We start from the raw sequence: 17,220 nt of genomic DNA, 5'->3' as shown, positions 1-17,220 counted from the left end.
ATGCAATCCACCATTGTCATCGTCAACCTTCTCGGCGCGGTCGCGCTGCTGCTTTTCGGCTTGGCGCAGGTCAAGGACGGCGTCACCCGCGCTTTCGGCATGAAACTCAGAAGCGTGCTGGCCACCGGCACTCAGAACGGCCCGCGTTCGTTCTTTTCCGGCTTCTTCGCCACCGTCGCACTTCAAAGCTCGACGGCAACGGCACTCACCGTCGCCTCCTTCGCCGAACGTGACCTCATCAAACCGCGCATGGCGCAGGTGGTGCTGCTTGGCGCCAATGTCGGCACCGCCGTCACCGCGTGGATTGTGGCGGCCGGCGTGGAATGGCTGTCGCCGCTTCTGATCCTTTCCGGCATCATTCTCAAAAAAGGCAGCTCCAACGCCAGACAGGGCGGCGGAACGGCGGTTATCGGCATTGGCCTCATGCTTCTGTCGCTGCATCTTTTGAGCGGCGCCACCGAGCCGATGCGCGCTTCGCCGGCACTCGGCGTTTTCATCGGCCTGCTGGATGGCGCATGGCCCGTCGCGCTGATCTTTTCCGCCGTGCTTGCCTTCGTCTCCTCCTCCAGCCTCGCCGTCGTGGTGCTGATCCTGTCGCTGGCCGCCACCGGCACGCTGTCGGCCGGCCTCATCATTGTTCTCATTCTCGGCGCCAATCTCGGCGGCGCCATTCCGCCCGTCATCGCCACACTCTCCGGCCCCGCCTCTGCACGGCGCATCACCATCGGCAACCTCGTGGTGCGCACCATCGGCTGCCTCATCGCCATGCCGCTCGCCTCTTACGGCGCAACGTATTTGCAACAATTGCCGCTTTCGCCCGCCAAGTTGCCAGTCGATGCCCACCTCATCTTCAATGTCATTCTGGCAGCTGTCGCCTGGCCTTTCTCCGGGCTCATATCCGACCTGATGGCAAAGCTGGTGCCGGGCGATCCGAAGGCTGAGGATGGTCCAAATTTCCTCGACCAGCAGGCGCTTGATATGCCGGTCGTCGCGCTGGCCAACGCCACCCGCGAGGTCCTGAGCGTGGGCGACAGCATAGAGCGCATGCTGATCCGCGCCGAAAACGCCTTCAAGCACAATGATCTCGCACCGCTTCAGGAAGTTTCGCTCCTCGAAACCAAAGTCGATCGCCGTCAGCAGGAGGTGAAGGTCTATCTTTCGCAATTGGGGCGCAGGGGGCTTTCCGACGAGGAAGCCCGCCGTTCGATCGCCATCATCGATTATGCGATCAATCTCGAACATATCGGCGATATCATCGAAAAAGGCATCTGCGAGCAGATTCGCAAGAAAGTGCTGAACAGCTTCAAGTTTTCCGATGACGGTTATGAGGAGTTGAAGACCCTGTTCGACATGACCATCGAGAACCTGCGCGCTGCCCAGAGCATTCTGGTCACCGGCGATTTCGATCTCGCCCGCCGGCTGATGGAAAGCAAGGTGGACATCCGCCGCCTCGAGAAACAGTCCTCCAATCGCCATCTGGAGCGGCTGCGCGACGGGTTGGCAGAAAGCATGCAGACCAGCTCGCTGCATCTCGACATGCTGCGGGATCTGAAGCGCATCAACGCTCATATCGTAACGGTGGCCCACCCCATTCTGGATGAAAGCGGTGTGCTGATCGAAAGCCGCCTGCGTTACGCCGAGCCGCGTGCCTGAGCATTTCTAAAGTTCAATCGGCCGAGGGCAAACGCCGCATGGTGAATTCGATGCGGTCGCCTTCCAGCTGCCGCCAGCTTTCCACTTCCGTCCAATAGGCGGCCTTGGGAAAGCTGTCGAACCATTCGCGCGCCTTGGCGCGGGCCTCTTCACGCTCAAGACAGAAGGTCTGCCGCACGAACATGCCGTCACGTTTTTGTTCACCGCCGGCGCTTTCGCGTTCCCTGCGGTGATTGGCAATCCTGCGCTTCAGCCCGTCGAGGGGCGGCGGTCCGGCAAATTTCGTCATGATATTCACCTCTGGCACCTACATCGATAAAGATAGTGTCCGCATGTGAACTTGGCGAGTCGAATTTGTGCATGAAGCCGGCACCTGCTAGACGCGACGGGGAATCGACTTCACCTAGAGCGTTTCCGCTTTTCTTCGAATCGCGAAAACGCTCTAGCTCTTTATTTTTACGCATTGTCCTGACGGAAAAGCGATACCGCTTTTCCTGGAAATGCTCTAAGGAGACTATGCATGGAACGGCCAATCTTGCCGAAGGGCTTGCCCGAGGACATCGAAGACAAGAAGGCCGTTGCCCAAGCCTGGTTCCAGCATCTGCGCGACACCATCGTCACCTCCTTCGAAACGCTCGAGAACGACCTGACGGGCCCCCTGTCGGATCAGGAGCCCGGCCGCTTCGTGCAGAAGGACTGGCTGCGTGACAATGGCGAAGGCGGCGGCGGCAAGATGTCGATGATGGAAGGCCGCGTCTTCGAAAAGGTCGGCGTGCACACCTCCACCGTCTATGGCGAGTTCTCGCCGGAATTCCGCCAGCAGATACCGGGTGCGGAAGAAGACCCACGCTTCTGGGCCTCGGGCATTTCGCTGATCGCCCATCCGGTCAACCCCAATGTCCCGGCCGTGCACATGAACACCCGCATGGTCGTCACCACCAGCCACTGGTTCGGCGGCGGCGCGGATCTGACACCCGTACTGGGCCGCAGACGGACGCAGGAGGACGCAGATACCCAGCTGTTCCACCGCGCCTTCGAAATCACCTGCAAACGCCACCCCGTCGCCGATTATCCGCGCTACAAAAGCTGGTGCGATGATTACTTCTTCCTGAAGCACCGCAACGAAGCCCGCGGCATCGGCGGCATATTTTTCGACTGGCTCCACCCGGAAGAAGAAAAGGGCGGCTGGGACGCCAATTTCGCCTTCGTGCAGGATGTCGGCCGCGCCTTCAATCTGGTCTATCCGAAAATCGTCCGTACCAATTTCAATCAACCCTGGACGGAAGAGGACCGCGACGAGCAGCTTATCCGCCGCGGCCGTTATGTGGAATTCAACCTGCTTTACGACCGCGGCACCATCTTCGGCCTGAAGACCGGCGGCAATGTCGAATCGATCCTGTCGTCTCTGCCGCCAGTAGTGCGCTGGCCTTAAAAAACCTCACGCAAATTTGACGCTCATCAGCCAATTTGTCGCAAATAGCGCAAATTAGGACTTATGGAAAAATCAAGGCAGTGATAGTCTCCTCCCGCAGACGTACTGGAGGAGCTATCGTCATGATTACTTCGAACAGCATGCCTATTTCTGCTTCCCCCGAGGAAGCGCAGCATTCCATCGATACCCCTGATTTGATCGACCGCCTGGCAGCGGAAATGCGTGCCACGGGCGATCGCGAACTGCCGCATTCCTTTTATGTCGAACAGGTAAAGCGCACCCTTGCCGGACAAACCACGGCACGGCGGGCGGCCAATGACGAAATGCCTCGTACAAAAATTCCGGCAGCCGGCACATCCTCTGTTTTCCAGTGCTGGGCAATGCCAGAATAAGGACCAGAATAGAGACCCGAACAGGGTCGAAGGGTGCCGCTCTGGAACATAAGCGGCGACCATTCGTTTCTTGGCAGAGGGACAGCATGTTCTTTCAATGCTGTCCCTCACTCGAAACAGGGAGGTAAAACCAATGAGACTGTTTGAATGTGGAACGCTCGTGCCCGGCTGTGCCTGGCATACACGCGCCGATGACGACGCCGAAGTTGTCCGCCGCACGGTGGAACATATGCGCTCGGCCCATGGCGAAACCACGATCCGCGAAAATATGATCGACAACATCAAGGCCCGCATCCGCGACGAGGCAAATGCGGCTTAAGCCGAACCGCCGTCATCGCTGCGGTCTCAATTCTCCAGCATGGTTTTCAGCCGGGCGGTCAGCGCTGCCCGGTCCAGCGAGAAATTGACGTCGATCCACTTTTCCTCGAGACTTTTCAGCACCTCGCCCACCTTCGGGCCAGCCTCGACGCCGGCGGCCATCACATCCGCACCGCTCAACGGAAATCCCGGTTTTTTGAATTTTTCCGCTCTCGTCAGCAGCGTCGAAAGACACGCCACTTTCTGCATCGCCGCATCACCCGCAGAGACGTCGGCGCGGGCCGAGGCAAGCGCGAGCTTCAGCCGCGTCCTCACACCCTCGACACCCTGGCGATAAAGCAGCCGGTCAAGCGCCGTCTCCTTCATGTCAGGGTCGATCACCGGGGCGGAAGCCCAATGCGCAAGATATCCCGCCTCAGCCTTCGAAAGCCTCAGCCGCGTCGCAAGTGCCGCCAACCTGTCCTTGTCGGGCGGCACGATGGCGGCAAGCCGCAGCATCGGGTCCACAGCCCAGGCGAGGGACTGCTCCGTCGCCACCAGCCCGTGAATGGCATCAATGCCCCATTTTTCCGTTTCGGGAAGAATTTCCGTCAGAACACCGGATTGCCGCATCCACAGCAGGGCGCGGGAAGGATCACGCGCGGAAAGCAGTTTTTTCAGCTCGCTCCACACCCGCTCGGCCGAAAGCGTCCCAAGCTTGTCCTTGGCCCGCGCACTCGCACGCAAGCCATCGGCATCGGGCCGGCCTGAACCATAATGGGCAAAAAAGCGGAAAAACCGCAGGATACGAAGGTAATCTTCCGCAATCCGCATCGCCGCATCACCGATGAAGCGCACCGTGCGGGTTTCCACATCGGGAAGGCCATCGATAAGGTCGATGATCTCACCCTTTTCGTTGGCATAAAGGGCGTTGATGGTGAGGTCTCGCCGCTCGGCATCGGTCTGCCAGTCGGTGCCGAAAGCCACCTGCGCATGGCGGCCATTGGTCTCGACATCGCGGCGCAAAGTCGTGACTTCAAAGCCTTCGCCATCGATCACCAGCGTCACCGTGCCGTGCTCGATGCCGGTTGGCACCGCCTTGATACCAGCTGCTTTCGCTCGCTGAACAACCACATCGGGGGTAAGCGTCGTTGCCATGTCGACATCGACGACCGGCAGATCCATCAGCGCATTGCGCACTGCGCCGCCGACGATCCGCACCTCGCCGCCATCGGCATTCAAAAGCGCAAAGATGCGCTTCAGCGCCGGTTTTTCGAACCAGTCCTGCCCGGCAAGGCTATTCATGTATAAAACCTCTCGTAAATCGTCCGCACGATGCCCGCCGTAATGCCCCAAATGTAGCGCTCGCCATAGGGCATTTCGTAGAAAAACCGCTCCTTCCCCTGAAAGATGCGGCTGCCGCGCCCGTGATTGGCCGGGTCCATAAGGAAGGACAACGGCACCTCGAAAACCTCATCCACCTCAGTGGGATTAAGCGTCAAATCAAAGCCGGGGCGGACGACTGACAGCACCGGCTTGATGCGAAAACCCGTCCCGGAAATATAATCCGGCAGCCGTCCGACCGTTTCCACGAAAGAACGCGACAGGCCGATCTCCTCTTCCGTCTCACGCAGCGCCGCTTCTTCCGGCGTGCGGTCCTCGGCATCGATGCCGCCGCCAGGAAAGGAAATCTGGCCTGAATGCTGGCGCAGGGTTGCCGTGCGCTGGGTGAAGATCACCCGCGCATCGTTGCCATCGTCGATAACTGGTATCAACACTGCGGCATCCTTCAGCCGGATGCCGTTGCCAGACAGCACCACGCCCGGATTGAGCACATGGTCGCCATTTTCCCGCTCGGCCACGCCCTCGCCTTCCTGCAAAATCCGGCGGCGGAAATCGGCTGCGGTAAAAGTCTTGAAGTCAGTCGTCGAATTCATTGCGAAAGCCGCTCCAGTTCCTTGGCGGGCATGACCGGAAAGATCATCCCGCCCGAGCGCACGGCGAACATGTCGACGCCATCCACGTCGATCACCTCTCCCAGCGCCACAAGATCATACATCACCGCCCGCGAGACGAGAGCCTCCAGCCGGCCACGCACCAGAAGATAGGGTTTCAATTCGCGGTTCTCACCGAAAATTTCAAAGCGCAGCGCGTGCTCCGGCCCAACCTCAACCACATCGCCAACATTGGTGCGGAAGGTCAGCAGCGGTTCGCCATCCGCCTCTCCCGTCGTCACCTTCATTTCCACGGCGACGAAAGGCGCATCCACCACGCGGATGCCGACTTTTTCCACAGGAGTTACGAGGTAGGTCTTGCCGTCTTCATCCTTGCGCAGAACCGTGGAAAACAGCCGCACCAGCGGCGCTCTGCCGATGGGCGTGCCGAGGTAGAACCATGTGCCATCGGCGCGGATTTCCATGTCGAGATCGCCGCAAAAGGGTGGATTCCAGCGTTCCACCGGGGCCGGCCCGCGTTTGGCGTCGCCGGTCTGCTCGGAGGCGCGGGAAATCATCGCCGCCAGCCCCGCCGCATCATCAGCCGAATTTATCGTCTCCGCTGCCATATTCGAGTCTCGCTTTGCCGATAAGGAAATACTAAGTCACGACATAGTCATTCGAATGGCGCTTGTCAGCGGCCAAGAGAGCAATAAGCTGTAAGCAGGGCGATATAGGCTCGGCGGCGAAGGTATGAGGAGAGCGACATGGGCGTGATGAATACCGGCGAAACCCTCGACGAAAAAGCCATCGTCGCTTCGGCCGAAAAGGCGCTTTCGGACATCGCCGCCATCCGTGCGGAAGTCTCCAAGGTCATCTTCGGCCAGGAAAAAGTGGTGCAGAACACGCTTCTCGCCATTCTCTCCGGCGGCCACGCGCTGCTCGTCGGCGTTCCCGGCCTTGCCAAGACCAAGCTCGTCACCACGCTCGGCACCGTTCTTGGCCTCGATGCCAACCGCATCCAGTTCACGCCGGACCTGATGCCCTCGGACATCCTCGGTTCCGAAGTCATGGATCAGGACGAAAACGGCCGCCGTTCCTTCCGTTTCATCAAGGGTCCGATTTTCGGCCAGCTGCTGATGGCCGATGAAATCAACCGCGCTAGCCCGCGCACGCAGTCCGCACTTTTGCAGGCCATGCAGGAATATCACATCACCATGGCCGGCCAGACCTATGAGCTGCCGAAGCCGTTCCATGTTCTCGCAACCCAGAACCCGCTGGAACAGGAGGGCACCTATCCGCTGCCCGAAGCCCAGCTCGACCGCTTCCTCCTGCAGGTGGATGTCGGTTATCCCGAGCTTGCCGCCGAACGCCAGATCCTGCTCGACACCACAGGCACCGCCTCCGGCGAAGCGCGTGGCGTGATCGAGGCAGAACGCCTGATTGAAATCCAGACCCTCATTCGCCAGATGCCGGTCAGCGACAAGGTGGTGGACGCGATCCTGTCGCTCGTTCGTTCCGCCCGCCCCGGCCATGGCAACAAATTGACCGACAAACACGTTGTTTGGGGGCCGGGTCCCCGCGCCGGCCAGTCGCTGATGCTGACGGCCCGCGCCCGTGCGCTTTACGAAGGCAGGCTCGCCCCGTCGCTGGATGATGTCTACGCGCTGGCCGAGCCGGTGCTGGAACACCGCATGGCGCTTACCTTTGCGGCCCGCGCCGAAGGCATGTCGGTGCGCGATGTCATCGCAGCCCTCGTGGAGCAGGCGAAGAACTAAAAAGACGCGTGCCTAACCTTTCGCGAAAGGAGTGCCTGTGGCATCCATCGGCCAGATCGTAGACAAGACGCCGGGTAGCGAAGTTCTGGCGCGCGCGCGCCAGCGTGCCGCACTGGTGCCGGACTGCATGGTCGAGGCAAAGCGCATCGCCAACACCGTTACCGCCGGCTGGCACGGCCGCCGCAAACGCGGCATCGGCGAGAATTTCTGGCAGTTCCGTCCCTATGCCGAAGGCGAAAGCCTGTCGCGGATCGACTGGCGGCGCTCGGCCCGCGACGACCATACCTATGTGCGCGACCGGGAGTGGGAGGCAGCCCACACCATCTGGCTCTGGGCCGACATGTCGCCATCGATGATGTTCAAATCCACCCTCGGTTCCGTCTCCAAGGAAAGCCGCGCATTGGTGCTGATGCTGGCGCTGGCGGAAATCCTCGCACGCTCCGGCGAGCGCATCGGCTGCCCCGGCATCATGGAGCCGGTCTCAGCCAGAAACGCCGCCGAACGTCTGGCCACCGCCCTCATGCATGCGCCGCTTACATCGGGCATGCCGGAAACAGGCATGATCCGCGGCGCAAGCGACATCGTGCTCATCGGCGATTTTCTCGATGATGCGAAAAACGTGATGGAGCGGATTTCGCCGCTTGCCCGGCGCGGACTGCGCGGCCATGTGGTGGAAATCGCCGATCCGGCCGAAGAAACCTTCCCCTATTCAGGCCGCACCGAATTCAGCGACCCCGAGACCGGCGAAAAACTGGTTTCCGGCCGCGCCGAGACCATTCGCGAGGATTACACCCGCGCCTATCTCGCAAGACGCGAGGCGCTGTCATCATCGCTGCGCCGTCTGGGCTGGAATTTCGTGTTCCACCGCACCGATCATCTCGCCTCCGAGGCGTTGGTCGCCATGCACATGTATTTGTCCGGCGCGCCCGCGCAAGGTGGTGGCAACCGATGAGCGCATTGCCTTTCGTGTTTACCAGCCCCTACATTCTTTTCGGTCTTCTGGCACTGCCCGCCATCTGGTGGCTGCTGCGGCTTACTCCGCCGCGCCCCAAGGCGGAGGTGTTTCCGCCGCTGAAAATTCTGGCAACGGTGCTGAAACGCGAGGAAACGCCCTCCAAAAGCCCATGGTGGCTGACCTTGTTGCGTATGGCGCTCGCCGCCGCCGTGATTTTCGCGCTGGCCGATCCGGTGGTGAACCCGCGCAACAACAGCATCGCCGGCAGCGGCCCACTGGTGCTGGTGGTCGACAATAGCTGGGCCTCCGCACCCGACTGGGAAAGACGCGTGGCAACCGCTCAGGCGCTGATTGGCGATGCGGAACGGGCCGACCGCCCCGTCTCCATCAGCTTCACCGCCGATGCCGAACACGACGCCGTGCCGGGAACGACGGCCGTGGCGCTGGACAAGCTCGCCGCCGCCAAGCCGAAACCATTGGTGCCAGACCGCGTGCGCACGGCCGAAGCCATCACCGAAGCGCTGAACGGTACAACCCCCGGCACGCTCGCTTATATTGCCGATGGTGTTCAAACCGCGCAGGATGAAAACGCGATGCGAACACTTGCCAGCCTCTCGCCCGCCGAATTCCGCATCGTGAAGGGCGACGGCAAGGCCATCGCCGCCATTACCGGTGCCACCAACAATGCCGATGCCATGAGCGTCACCCTCTCGCGGCTCGACACAGCGGAAGCCGCAAGCCTCACCGTCAATGCGCAGGACAGCCAAGGCCGCATTCTCGCCAGCGGAACCGCCGCTTTCGCCCCCGGCGAAGCGGAAACGACGGCGACGGTGGAAGCGCCATTCGAACTTCGCAACGATTTCGCCCGTCTCTCCATCGAACGGGTTTCGACGGCTGGCGCGGTACATCTGCTGGATGATGGTTTCCGCCGCCGCCGCGTCGCGCTGCTGGCCGGCGAAACCGGCAATGATTTCCAGCCGCTGCTGCAGCCGCTTTATTACATCAGCCGCGCGCTGCAGCCTTTTGCCGATCTCATCCCGCAGCGGCAGGCCGATCTGGCGCAGGCAATCCCGGAAATCCTGCAATCCAACCCATCCGTCATCGTCATGGCCGATATCGGTCGTCTGCCGCAGGAAACCTATGAGCCGATGCAGCGCTGGCTCGCTGGCGGCGGCACGCTGATCCGTTTCGCCGGACCACGCCTTGCCGCAGCCCCCGCTGATGATCCGCTGGTGCCGGTGACGCTGCGGCAGGGCGAACGCGCGCTCGGCGGCGCTCTCTCCTGGGCCGAGCCGCAACCGCTTGCCGATTTCCCGAATTTCGGCGCTTTCGCCGGCATGCCGAAGGCCGATGGCATCCTCGTCAAACGTCAGGTTCTGGCCGAGCCGACACCGGACCTTGCCGAGCGCACGTGGGCAAGCCTTGCCGATGGCACGCCGCTCGTCACCACCCGCAATGTGCAGGCGGGCCGCATCGTACTGTTCCATGTCAGCGCCGAGGCAAGCTGGTCCGACCTGCCGATATCAGGCCATTTCGTCGATATGCTCCGCCGTATCGTGCAACTGTCGAAGGCAGGCGGTGCTTCCGCCGCCGCCAATGCCCCGGCGGCCGCCCTGCCGCCCTTTCGGCTGCTGACGGCAGAAGGCGCTCTGTCCGCCGAAATCGGCACTGCCCGGCCGCTGGAAATGCCAGCCGGCCAGCCCCCCCGCACCGGTTTCGACAATCCCCCCGGCCTTTACGGCACAGAGGATGGTTTCGTGGCTCTCAATCTTTTAGCCGCAGGTGCGACGTTGCGCCCGCTCAACACAACGGTCGCAGGCATCAACACGTCAAGCGAAGCGTTGATTGGCGAAACCGCGAAATCACTGCGACCCGCCCTCTTCATCGCCGCCTTCCTGATGCTGATCGCCGACAGCCTGATCGTGCTGTTCATGAACGGCGCCTTCGCGCGCCTGCCGAAAGCCCGCAGCGCCACAGTCGCGACCGTGCTTCTGGCGCTCGGCGCTTTTGCCGCGATGGCCCCGAGTGACGCCCGCGCCGACGATCCGAAACCCGGCGACGAGCAGATATTCGACCGGCTGGACACCACCCACCTCGCCTATGTCCGCACCGGGGAGGATGATGTCGACCGCATTTCCGAACAGGGTTTGCAGGGCTTAAGCGAATTCCTCACCTGGCGCACGACGCTGGAACCCGGTCAACCGGTCGGCCTCGACATCTCCAAGGACGAATTGTCCTTCTACCCCATCATCTACTGGCCGGTTTCGGCCTCTGCGCCCATGCCATCAAGCGCTGCGATTTCACGCATCGACGCCTATATGCGCGCCGGCGGCACCGTGCTGTTCGATACGCGCGACCAATTCACCTCGCTCGATACCGGCGCGACCAGCCCAAATGGCGAACGTCTGCAGGCAATCCTCGCCAATATCGATATTCCGCCCTTGGAACCTGTGCCGGAAGACCACGTTCTGACGCGCTCCTTCTACCTGCTCACCAATTTCCCCGGCCGTTACAACGGTTCGCCACTCTGGGTCGAATCCCGGCAGGGTGCGGCCAAGACCACGTCGGGTCTCTCCTCCTCCGGCGATGGCGTGACGCCGATCATGATAACAGGCAATGATTTTGCCGGCGCATGGGCCGTCGACCCGCAGGGCGCACCGGTTCTGCCGACCGTCCCGCCGGACGAGATGCAGCGCGAACACGCCTTCCGCTCCGGCGTCAACATCATGATGTATATGCTGACCGGCAACTACAAGGCCGACCAGGTTCACGTTCCGGCACTTCTCGAACGATTGGGGCAGTGACATGACATTGACATTTGCCCCCTTCCTGCCGTGGATCGTGATTGCCGTTCTGGCCGTCGCCGCCCTTCTCCTCTCCTTCATCGGCCTGTGGCGCGGCGTGCGCGGCGCGTGGCTGCGCGGGCTGGCGCTCGCCGCTTTGCTTGCGGCCATCGCCAATCCGCTTCTGACGCAGGAGGAGCGCGAACCGCTCTCCACCATCGTTCCCGTCATCGTCGATCGCTCGCAGAGCCAGGATGTGCAGGATCGGCCGCAAATGACCGATACGGCGCTGGAGACGCTGAAAGACCGGCTCTCCCGCTTCCCGCGCATCGAACCACGCATCGTGGAAGTGCGCGACGATGGCGAGAGCGATTCCCCCTCGACCCAGCTTTTCTCGGCGCTCTCCTCCGCCGTTTCGGATGTCTCGCCGTCGCGCGTCGGCGGTGCGATCTTCCTCAGCGACGGCCAGATTCACGATATTCCCAATGCACTGCCCAATGCCGAACAGGCGCTTGGTTTCCGCGCCCCCGTTCACGGGCTGATCACCGGCAAGGCCGATGAATTCGACCGCCGTATCGAGATCGTCCGTGCGCCCCGCTTCGGCATCGTCAACGAGGAGCAGCAACTGACGCTGCGCGTCTTTGACGACGGCCGCCCCGCGAGCGGCGGTCCGGCGGAAGTGACGGTGAAGATGAACGGCGAAGAAATCGCCACGCTTCAGGCGACACCCGGCCAGCCGACGCCGTTCAGTTTCAAGGTTCCGCGCGGCGGCAACAATGTCATGGAATTTTCCGTCGCCGAGCTCCCCGGCGAAGTGACGGCAGCGAACAACCGCGCCGTTCACCTGATCGAAGGCATCCGCCAGAATCTGCGCGTGCTGCTCGTCTCCGGCGAGCCGCATGCCGGCGAACGCGCCTGGCGAAACCTGCTTAAATCCGACGCCTCGGTTGATCTGGTGCATTTCACCATTCTGCGCCCGCCGGAAAAGCAGGATGGCACGCCGATCAACGAACTGTCGCTGATCGCCTTCCCGACCCGCGAATTGTTTGTGGAAAAGATCGAGGATTTCGACCTCATCATCTTCGACCGCTATCAGCATCGCGGCGTGCTGCCGATCCTCTATTACGACTACATCGCCCAATATGTCGAAAAGGGCGGCGCGCTATTGATCGCCGCCGGCCCGGAACATGCCGGCCAGGATTCGATCGCCATGACGCCGCTCGCCTCCGTGCTGCCCGCCCAGCCGACAGGTCAGGTGCATCAGGCCGCCTTTTATCCGCGCCTTTCGGAAGCGGGCAAGAAACACCCCGTCACCCGCGGGCTGGAAGGCTCCGGCAACGAGCCGCCGCAATGGGGCCGCTGGTTCCGCACCATCAGTGTTGACCCGCCGCAGGGCCAGACCGTGATGCTGGGCGATGGACAGGACCCTCTTCTGGTGCTGAACCGGCAGGGCGAAGGCCGCGTCGCCATGCTGCTGTCCGATCAGGGCTGGCTATGGGCGCGTGGTTTTGAAGGCGGCGGCCCGCATGTGGCGCTTTACCGCCGCATCGCCCACTGGCTGATGAAGGAGCCGGAGCTTGAGGAAGAGGCGCTGACGGCGCGGGCCAATGGCCGCACCTTGGAAATCACCCGCCAGACCATCGGCGACGATCCCGGTCAGGCAAGCGTGCGTTTCCCCTCCGGAAAAACCGAAAACATGGCCTTTACCACCACGGAACCCGGTCTTTACAAGATCGAGCGCCGCATGGATGAAACTGGCCTGTTCGAAATCAAAAACGGCGATTTTACCACGCTTGTCCATGTCGGCGCTGTCGATGCGCCGGAATTCAAGGCGATGATTTCGACGACCGAAACGCTGAAGCCGCTGGCCGACGCCACCAAAGGCAGCGTGCACCGCGTGGCCGATAATTCCGGCCGCATCGCGCTGCCCGATATATTGCCGGTACGCGGTGACATCAGGGTTGCCGACGAGGATCGCATGCTGATACGCCTGACCGATGAGACGGTGCTGAAAGGTGTCAACACCCTGCCGCTGTTTGCCGGTTTTGCCGGGCTCGCCGCCCTGCTGCTTGCCTTCTCCGCGCTCTGGTGGCGTGAGGGACGATAGAACCTTAGCAGTAGTGCAAGACTTTCCGCGTCTTGAACGGGAAAACGATAAACGGCCGCCGCCCGGCGTCCGGGAAAGAAAATCATGAATTTCGTTTTGAGCGACGTCGCGGATGCAGACGCGGAAAAAGCCATCCGTGATCCGCTGGTGGCCTATAATATCGCCCGTTTCGGCGAAAGCGACAAACGCGAGCTCAATATCACCATCCGCAATGACGAAAACACTGTGACCGGTGGTCTGGTGGGATATACCGGCCGCGGCTGGCTTTATGTGCAGCTTCTTTTCGTGCCGGAAACCATGCGCGGTCAGGGCACGGCTGCGAAGCTGCTTGCCATGGCGGAGGAAGAAGCCAGAAAGCGCGGCTGCACCGGTGCCTATATCGACACCATGAACCCGGATGCCCTGAGAACCTACGAACGCTATGGTTTCACCAGGATCGGCTCGCTCGCGCCTCTCTCCAGCGGCCAGTCGATCACATGGCTGGAGAAACGCTTCTAGGCCGCAATCCCCGATATCCCGCACTCAACGGTTCGGTCCATGACCTCGCGGATTTGCTGGCGAAGCCACACGGCGCCGAGATCCGCATCGGTCTGCAAGGTCCAGACCATGGCAACCGGCGGGAAATTCAGCGTCACCGGTACCGGGCTCACTTCAAGCCCGAGCATCGGCGCATAACGCAGCGCGATGCGTGAAGATACGGTGGCAAGCACCGCCGAAGATCGCGCCGTTGCCAGAACCGAGAGAAAATCCGGCGCGGCTGCAACGACATCGATTTCCACGCCGCTCAATTCCAGCGCGTCCTTGATGCAGCCCTGCAAGCTGTCCGTCTGCGATATGACCGCATGTTTTGCCGCCATATAGGCATTGAGCCCCACGGGCGTGGCGAGATCGAGCAAATTCGGGTTGAAGCAGCAAAGAACGCTTGAAACATAAAGCGGCTCGCAATGGTGACGCTGCTCCTGCGAATAGGCGCATCCTACGGCCATATCGATCACGCCCGTATCCAGCATCGCGGTGATTTCCTGCTCCTGCCCGCTGCGGGCCAGGATGCGGATGCCCGGCGCGATCTCGCGCAGCCGCGCCGTCAGGTCCGGCAGCAGCAGCAGTTCCACCTCGCTCGACATGCCCAGCCGGAAGGTGCGGCGCTCCGTCGCCGGATCGAACACGTCCGCCGTCATCACCGCCGCCTGCGCATGCCGGAGCGCCTGCCGCACAGGTCCGGCCAGATTGAGCGCCCGCGCCGTCGGCTTCATCTCCTGTCCCACGCGGATGAAAAGCTCATCCTGAAACAACGTCCGCAGGGTGGAGATGTTGTGGCTCATGGCCGGCTGCTGGATTTTCAGCCGCCGCGCAGCGCGCGTGACATTCATTTCCTCCATCATCGCATCAAAAGCGATGAGAAGATTGAGGTCGAAGGAACGGAGATTGAAATGATCGATAGTTTGCATAAGTCACATCGATTTGATTGCTGGCCTCTCTACACTTAGCTGGAGTTCGGAAACTTTCAAGACCTTCCCCCAACTCAGGAGCCACCCATGCCCTCACGTCGTTCGCTTCTCAAAGGCGCCGCCAGCGCCATCTTCGCCGCCCCTTTCGTGGCGCCCACCGTCGCATTCGCCAAGGCGCCTTTCGCCGCCACACAGGCACCCGGCTTTTATCGGCTGATGGTCGGCAAGGTGGAGGTCACCGCCCTTTCGGACGGCGTCATTGCGCTGCCGCTCGCCAAAATCTATACCAACACCACGCCGGAACATGCCGCCAAGGTGCTACGGGATGCCTTCCTGCCGGAAGAGACGCCCACTTCGGTCAATGCATTTCTCGTCAACACTGGAGACAGGCTGATGCTGATCGATGCCGGCACCGGCACCTATCTCGGTCCGAGCCTTGGCAGGCTCGTCGCCAATATCGAGGCCTCCGGTTACAAAACTGACGAGATAGACGATATTATCCTCACCCATATCCACACGGACCATTCCGGCGGGCTATCGGCAGATGGCAAACGCGTCTTTGCCAATGCAACGCTCCGGGTCAATGCGCGCGAAGCCGCCTTCTGGCTTGACGAGGCAAAGGCCAAGGCAGCGCCTGAAGCGCTGAAGAAGGGGTATGCCGAAGCCAAGGAAAGCATCCAGCCCTATATCGATGTCGGTAAATTCGAGACTTTCGACGATAATGCCGCACCGGTCCCCGGTCTTGGCTCGATCCTTTACGCCGGTCACACACCGGGCCACAGCGCTGTTGTTTTGGAAAGCGACGGCCAGAAGATCGTCTTCTGGGGGGATATCACCCATGGCGATATCCTCCAGTTTGATGAGCCAGATGTGGCCATCGAGTTCGATGTCGACCAGAAGGCCGCCGTCGTGGCGCGCGATCTGGCATTCAAACAGGCGGTAGAGGGCAGATATCTGGTGGCCGGCGCCCATATCGCCTTCCCCGGCATCGGCCATGTGCGCACCGACAGCACCAATTACGACTGGCTGCCGGTCAATTACACGCCGCTGTAAGCGAAGAACAGAATGGCCTGATCATGGATCAGATCAGGCCATCACCCTTTGCGGCAACTAAGTCAGCGCCACCTGCCGCGTTTCCGCATTGATCATCGTTGCCGCAATGGCGGCGAGTACAAGCAGCCCGGCAAATATGCCGATTGCGACCCCAAAGCCCTGCGCAATGGCATAACCGAGTAGTGACGGCGCCAGCAGGCCGCCGAGCCTTGCCATGGCGCCTGCGGCACCCATGCCGGTTGCCCGCGATTCCGTCGGGTAAAGCTCCGGCGTGAAGGCGTAAAGCGCACCCCAGGTGCCGAGCAGCGCAAAGCTCATGATGAGAAGCGAGGTGGCAATCATCGCGCCGCCGGAAGCGAGCGTGAAAAGCAGGCAACCAAGCGCGGATAGCAGGCAAAAACCGATCAGCGTCGGCTTGCGGCCCCATTTTTCAACGCCATAGGCGGCAAGCGCATAACCGGGGATTTGTGCCAGCGCCACCAGCACGAGAAAGCCATAACCGCGCACGAAGCCGAAACCATCTCCCGCCAGTTTCGCCGGCATCCAGGTGAAGACACCGTAATAGGAAACCGAGACGAGGAACCAGATGGTAAGGATCATGATGCTGCGCTGCCGGAGCGCCGGTGAAAATATCCCCTGCCCTTTATCGACGTCAGGCTGGAAAAGCGCGGTCCCGGCATCGAGAGGCGCGCGGCCATTCGTCACCAGCATACGGTTGACGACAGCCTTGGCTTCGTCCAATCGCCCGCTGCGCAGCAGGTAAAGCGGCGATTCCGGCACCAGAAAACGCAGGCCGAGACCGAGAACGGCCGGGAAAGCCGTCACGGCGAAAATATAACGCCAGGCATCGGCCACGCCGGCAAGGCTCGCACCCCAGGCGGCCAGCGCCACGATCAGCGTTCCGATGGCCCAGAAGCCTTCGAGAAAGACCAGCCAACGCCCGCGATTTTTGGCAGGCAGGAACTCGGCCATCATCGCATAATCCACCGGCAGCGTGCCGCCCACGGCCGCACCGGTCAGAAACCGCAGGACGAGCAGAATGGTGAAATCGGGTGAGAATATCGAAAGCACGCCGAACACGGCGTCACAGGCAACGGTGACGATCAGCACCCGGCGACGCCCGTAACGATCCGCCAGCCGCCCGAAACCGGCAGCGCCCAGCAACATGCCGAAGAAGAACGCCGTTCCGGTCTGCAACGCCTGCGGCACCGTCAGGCCGAATGTCGCGGCAATCGAGGCGGCGGTGAAACCAACCGCCAGAACCTGCATGGCATCCGCCGCCCAGACGAGGCCGAATATACCCATCAGCCGCCGCTGATAGGCACCTGCACCCGCGCGCTCCAGCGCATCGTTCATGGTAATCGCCGTCATGCCCCGCCCCCTTGCCG

16 protein-coding genes are annotated in these 17,220 nt (G+C 61.6%); 10 read left to right on the top strand and 6 right to left on the bottom strand.

Features of this window, described 5'->3' with window-relative positions:
* On the top strand, positions 1–1,653 hold the full coding sequence (locus FCH38_RS07635; RefSeq protein WP_149900031.1) for a Na/Pi cotransporter family protein: 1,653 nt from the start codon (positions 1–3) through the stop codon (positions 1,651–1,653).
* 13 nt (positions 1,654–1,666) lie between these two features.
* On the opposite strand, the gene FCH38_RS07630 is transcribed toward FCH38_RS07635, so the two are convergent.
* Positions 1,667–1,942, bottom strand: a complete 276-nt coding sequence (locus tag FCH38_RS07630) for a hypothetical protein (RefSeq protein WP_149900030.1) — start codon at positions 1,940–1,942, stop codon at positions 1,667–1,669.
* A 231-nt stretch (positions 1,943–2,173) separates the two neighbouring features.
* Here FCH38_RS07630 and hemF point away from each other — a divergent pair, with 231 nt between their 5' ends.
* The 3 genes from hemF (at position 2,174) to FCH38_RS07615 (ending at position 3,796) form a co-directional block, all read left to right on the top strand.
* Complete coding sequence (gene hemF, locus FCH38_RS07625) at positions 2,174–3,085, top strand: oxygen-dependent coproporphyrinogen oxidase (protein ID WP_174373390.1); 912 nt, start codon at positions 2,174–2,176, stop codon at positions 3,083–3,085.
* A 122-nt stretch (positions 3,086–3,207) separates the two neighbouring features.
* On the top strand, positions 3,208–3,477 hold the full coding sequence (locus FCH38_RS07620) for a hypothetical protein (RefSeq protein ID WP_174373389.1): 270 nt from the start codon (positions 3,208–3,210) through the stop codon (positions 3,475–3,477).
* 133 nt (positions 3,478–3,610) lie between these two features.
* Complete coding sequence (locus FCH38_RS07615; RefSeq protein WP_046797940.1) at positions 3,611–3,796, top strand: DUF1059 domain-containing protein; 186 nt, start codon at positions 3,611–3,613, stop codon at positions 3,794–3,796.
* A gap of 26 nt (positions 3,797–3,822) precedes the next feature.
* On the opposite strand, the gene FCH38_RS07610 is transcribed toward FCH38_RS07615, so the two are convergent.
* The 3 genes from FCH38_RS07610 to FCH38_RS07600 are packed head-to-tail and all read right to left on the bottom strand — an operon-like array spanning position 3,823 to position 6,337.
* The gene (locus tag FCH38_RS07610) at positions 3,823–5,079 is read right to left on the bottom strand and encodes a CCA tRNA nucleotidyltransferase (RefSeq protein ID WP_174373388.1); all 1,257 of its coding nucleotides are present in this window, start codon (positions 5,077–5,079) and stop codon (positions 3,823–3,825) included.
* A complete protein-coding gene (locus FCH38_RS07605) occupies positions 5,076–5,711 on the bottom strand; it encodes an NUDIX hydrolase (protein ID WP_174373387.1) in 636 nt (211 codons plus the stop codon). Before FCH38_RS07605 ends, FCH38_RS07610 begins: the two co-directional genes overlap by 4 nt.
* Positions 5,708–6,337: a DUF1285 domain-containing protein gene (locus tag FCH38_RS07600; RefSeq protein WP_174373386.1), complete on the bottom strand. Its 630-nt coding sequence runs from the start codon at positions 6,335–6,337 to the stop codon at positions 5,708–5,710. The genes FCH38_RS07605 and FCH38_RS07600 overlap by 4 nt, the downstream gene beginning before the upstream one ends.
* A gap of 138 nt (positions 6,338–6,475) precedes the next feature.
* On the opposite strand from FCH38_RS07600, the gene FCH38_RS07595 reads away from it, so the two are divergent.
* The 5 genes from FCH38_RS07595 to FCH38_RS07575 all read left to right on the top strand — a co-directional run bounded on the left by FCH38_RS07595 (position 6,476) and on the right by FCH38_RS07575 (position 13,829).
* Positions 6,476–7,486 carry an AAA family ATPase gene (locus tag FCH38_RS07595; protein ID WP_149900025.1) on the top strand — a complete coding sequence of 337 codons (1,011 nt, stop codon included), beginning with the start codon at positions 6,476–6,478 and terminating at the stop codon, positions 7,484–7,486.
* 37 nt (positions 7,487–7,523) lie between these two features.
* Positions 7,524–8,438: a DUF58 domain-containing protein gene (locus FCH38_RS07590; RefSeq protein WP_174373385.1), complete on the top strand. Its 915-nt coding sequence runs from the start codon at positions 7,524–7,526 to the stop codon at positions 8,436–8,438.
* Positions 8,435–11,245 carry a DUF4159 domain-containing protein gene (locus FCH38_RS07585; RefSeq protein WP_174373384.1) on the top strand — a complete coding sequence of 937 codons (2,811 nt, stop codon included), beginning with the start codon at positions 8,435–8,437 and terminating at the stop codon, positions 11,243–11,245. The genes FCH38_RS07590 and FCH38_RS07585 overlap by 4 nt, the downstream gene beginning before the upstream one ends.
* A gap of 1 nt (position 11,246) precedes the next feature.
* On the top strand, positions 11,247–13,331 hold the full coding sequence (locus FCH38_RS07580; RefSeq protein ID WP_174373383.1) for a hypothetical protein: 2,085 nt from the start codon (positions 11,247–11,249) through the stop codon (positions 13,329–13,331).
* Between the two features lie 84 nt (positions 13,332–13,415).
* Complete coding sequence (locus FCH38_RS07575) at positions 13,416–13,829, top strand: GNAT family N-acetyltransferase (protein WP_153514957.1); 414 nt, start codon at positions 13,416–13,418, stop codon at positions 13,827–13,829.
* On the opposite strand, the gene FCH38_RS07570 is transcribed toward FCH38_RS07575, so the two are convergent.
* Positions 13,826–14,779, bottom strand: a complete 954-nt coding sequence (locus FCH38_RS07570; protein ID WP_174373382.1) for a LysR substrate-binding domain-containing protein — start codon at positions 14,777–14,779, stop codon at positions 13,826–13,828. The genes FCH38_RS07575 and FCH38_RS07570 overlap by 4 nt on opposite strands.
* An 87-nt stretch (positions 14,780–14,866) precedes the next feature.
* On the opposite strand from FCH38_RS07570, the gene FCH38_RS07565 reads away from it, so the two are divergent.
* Positions 14,867–15,832 (top strand): MBL fold metallo-hydrolase, encoded by a 966-nt coding sequence (locus FCH38_RS07565; RefSeq protein WP_174373381.1) that lies wholly within the window; start codon positions 14,867–14,869, stop codon positions 15,830–15,832.
* Between the two features lie 57 nt (positions 15,833–15,889).
* On the opposite strand, the gene FCH38_RS07560 is transcribed toward FCH38_RS07565, so the two are convergent.
* Complete coding sequence (locus FCH38_RS07560; RefSeq protein ID WP_174373380.1) at positions 15,890–17,203, bottom strand: MFS transporter; 1,314 nt, start codon at positions 17,201–17,203, stop codon at positions 15,890–15,892.
* Between the last annotated feature and the right edge of the window lie 17 nt (positions 17,204–17,220).

This window comes from Agrobacterium tumefaciens (assembly GCF_013337285.1).
Taxonomy (GTDB): Bacteria; Pseudomonadota; Alphaproteobacteria; order Rhizobiales; family Rhizobiaceae; genus Agrobacterium; species Agrobacterium burrii.
This window is presented reverse-complemented; position numbering and strand designations above follow the sequence as displayed.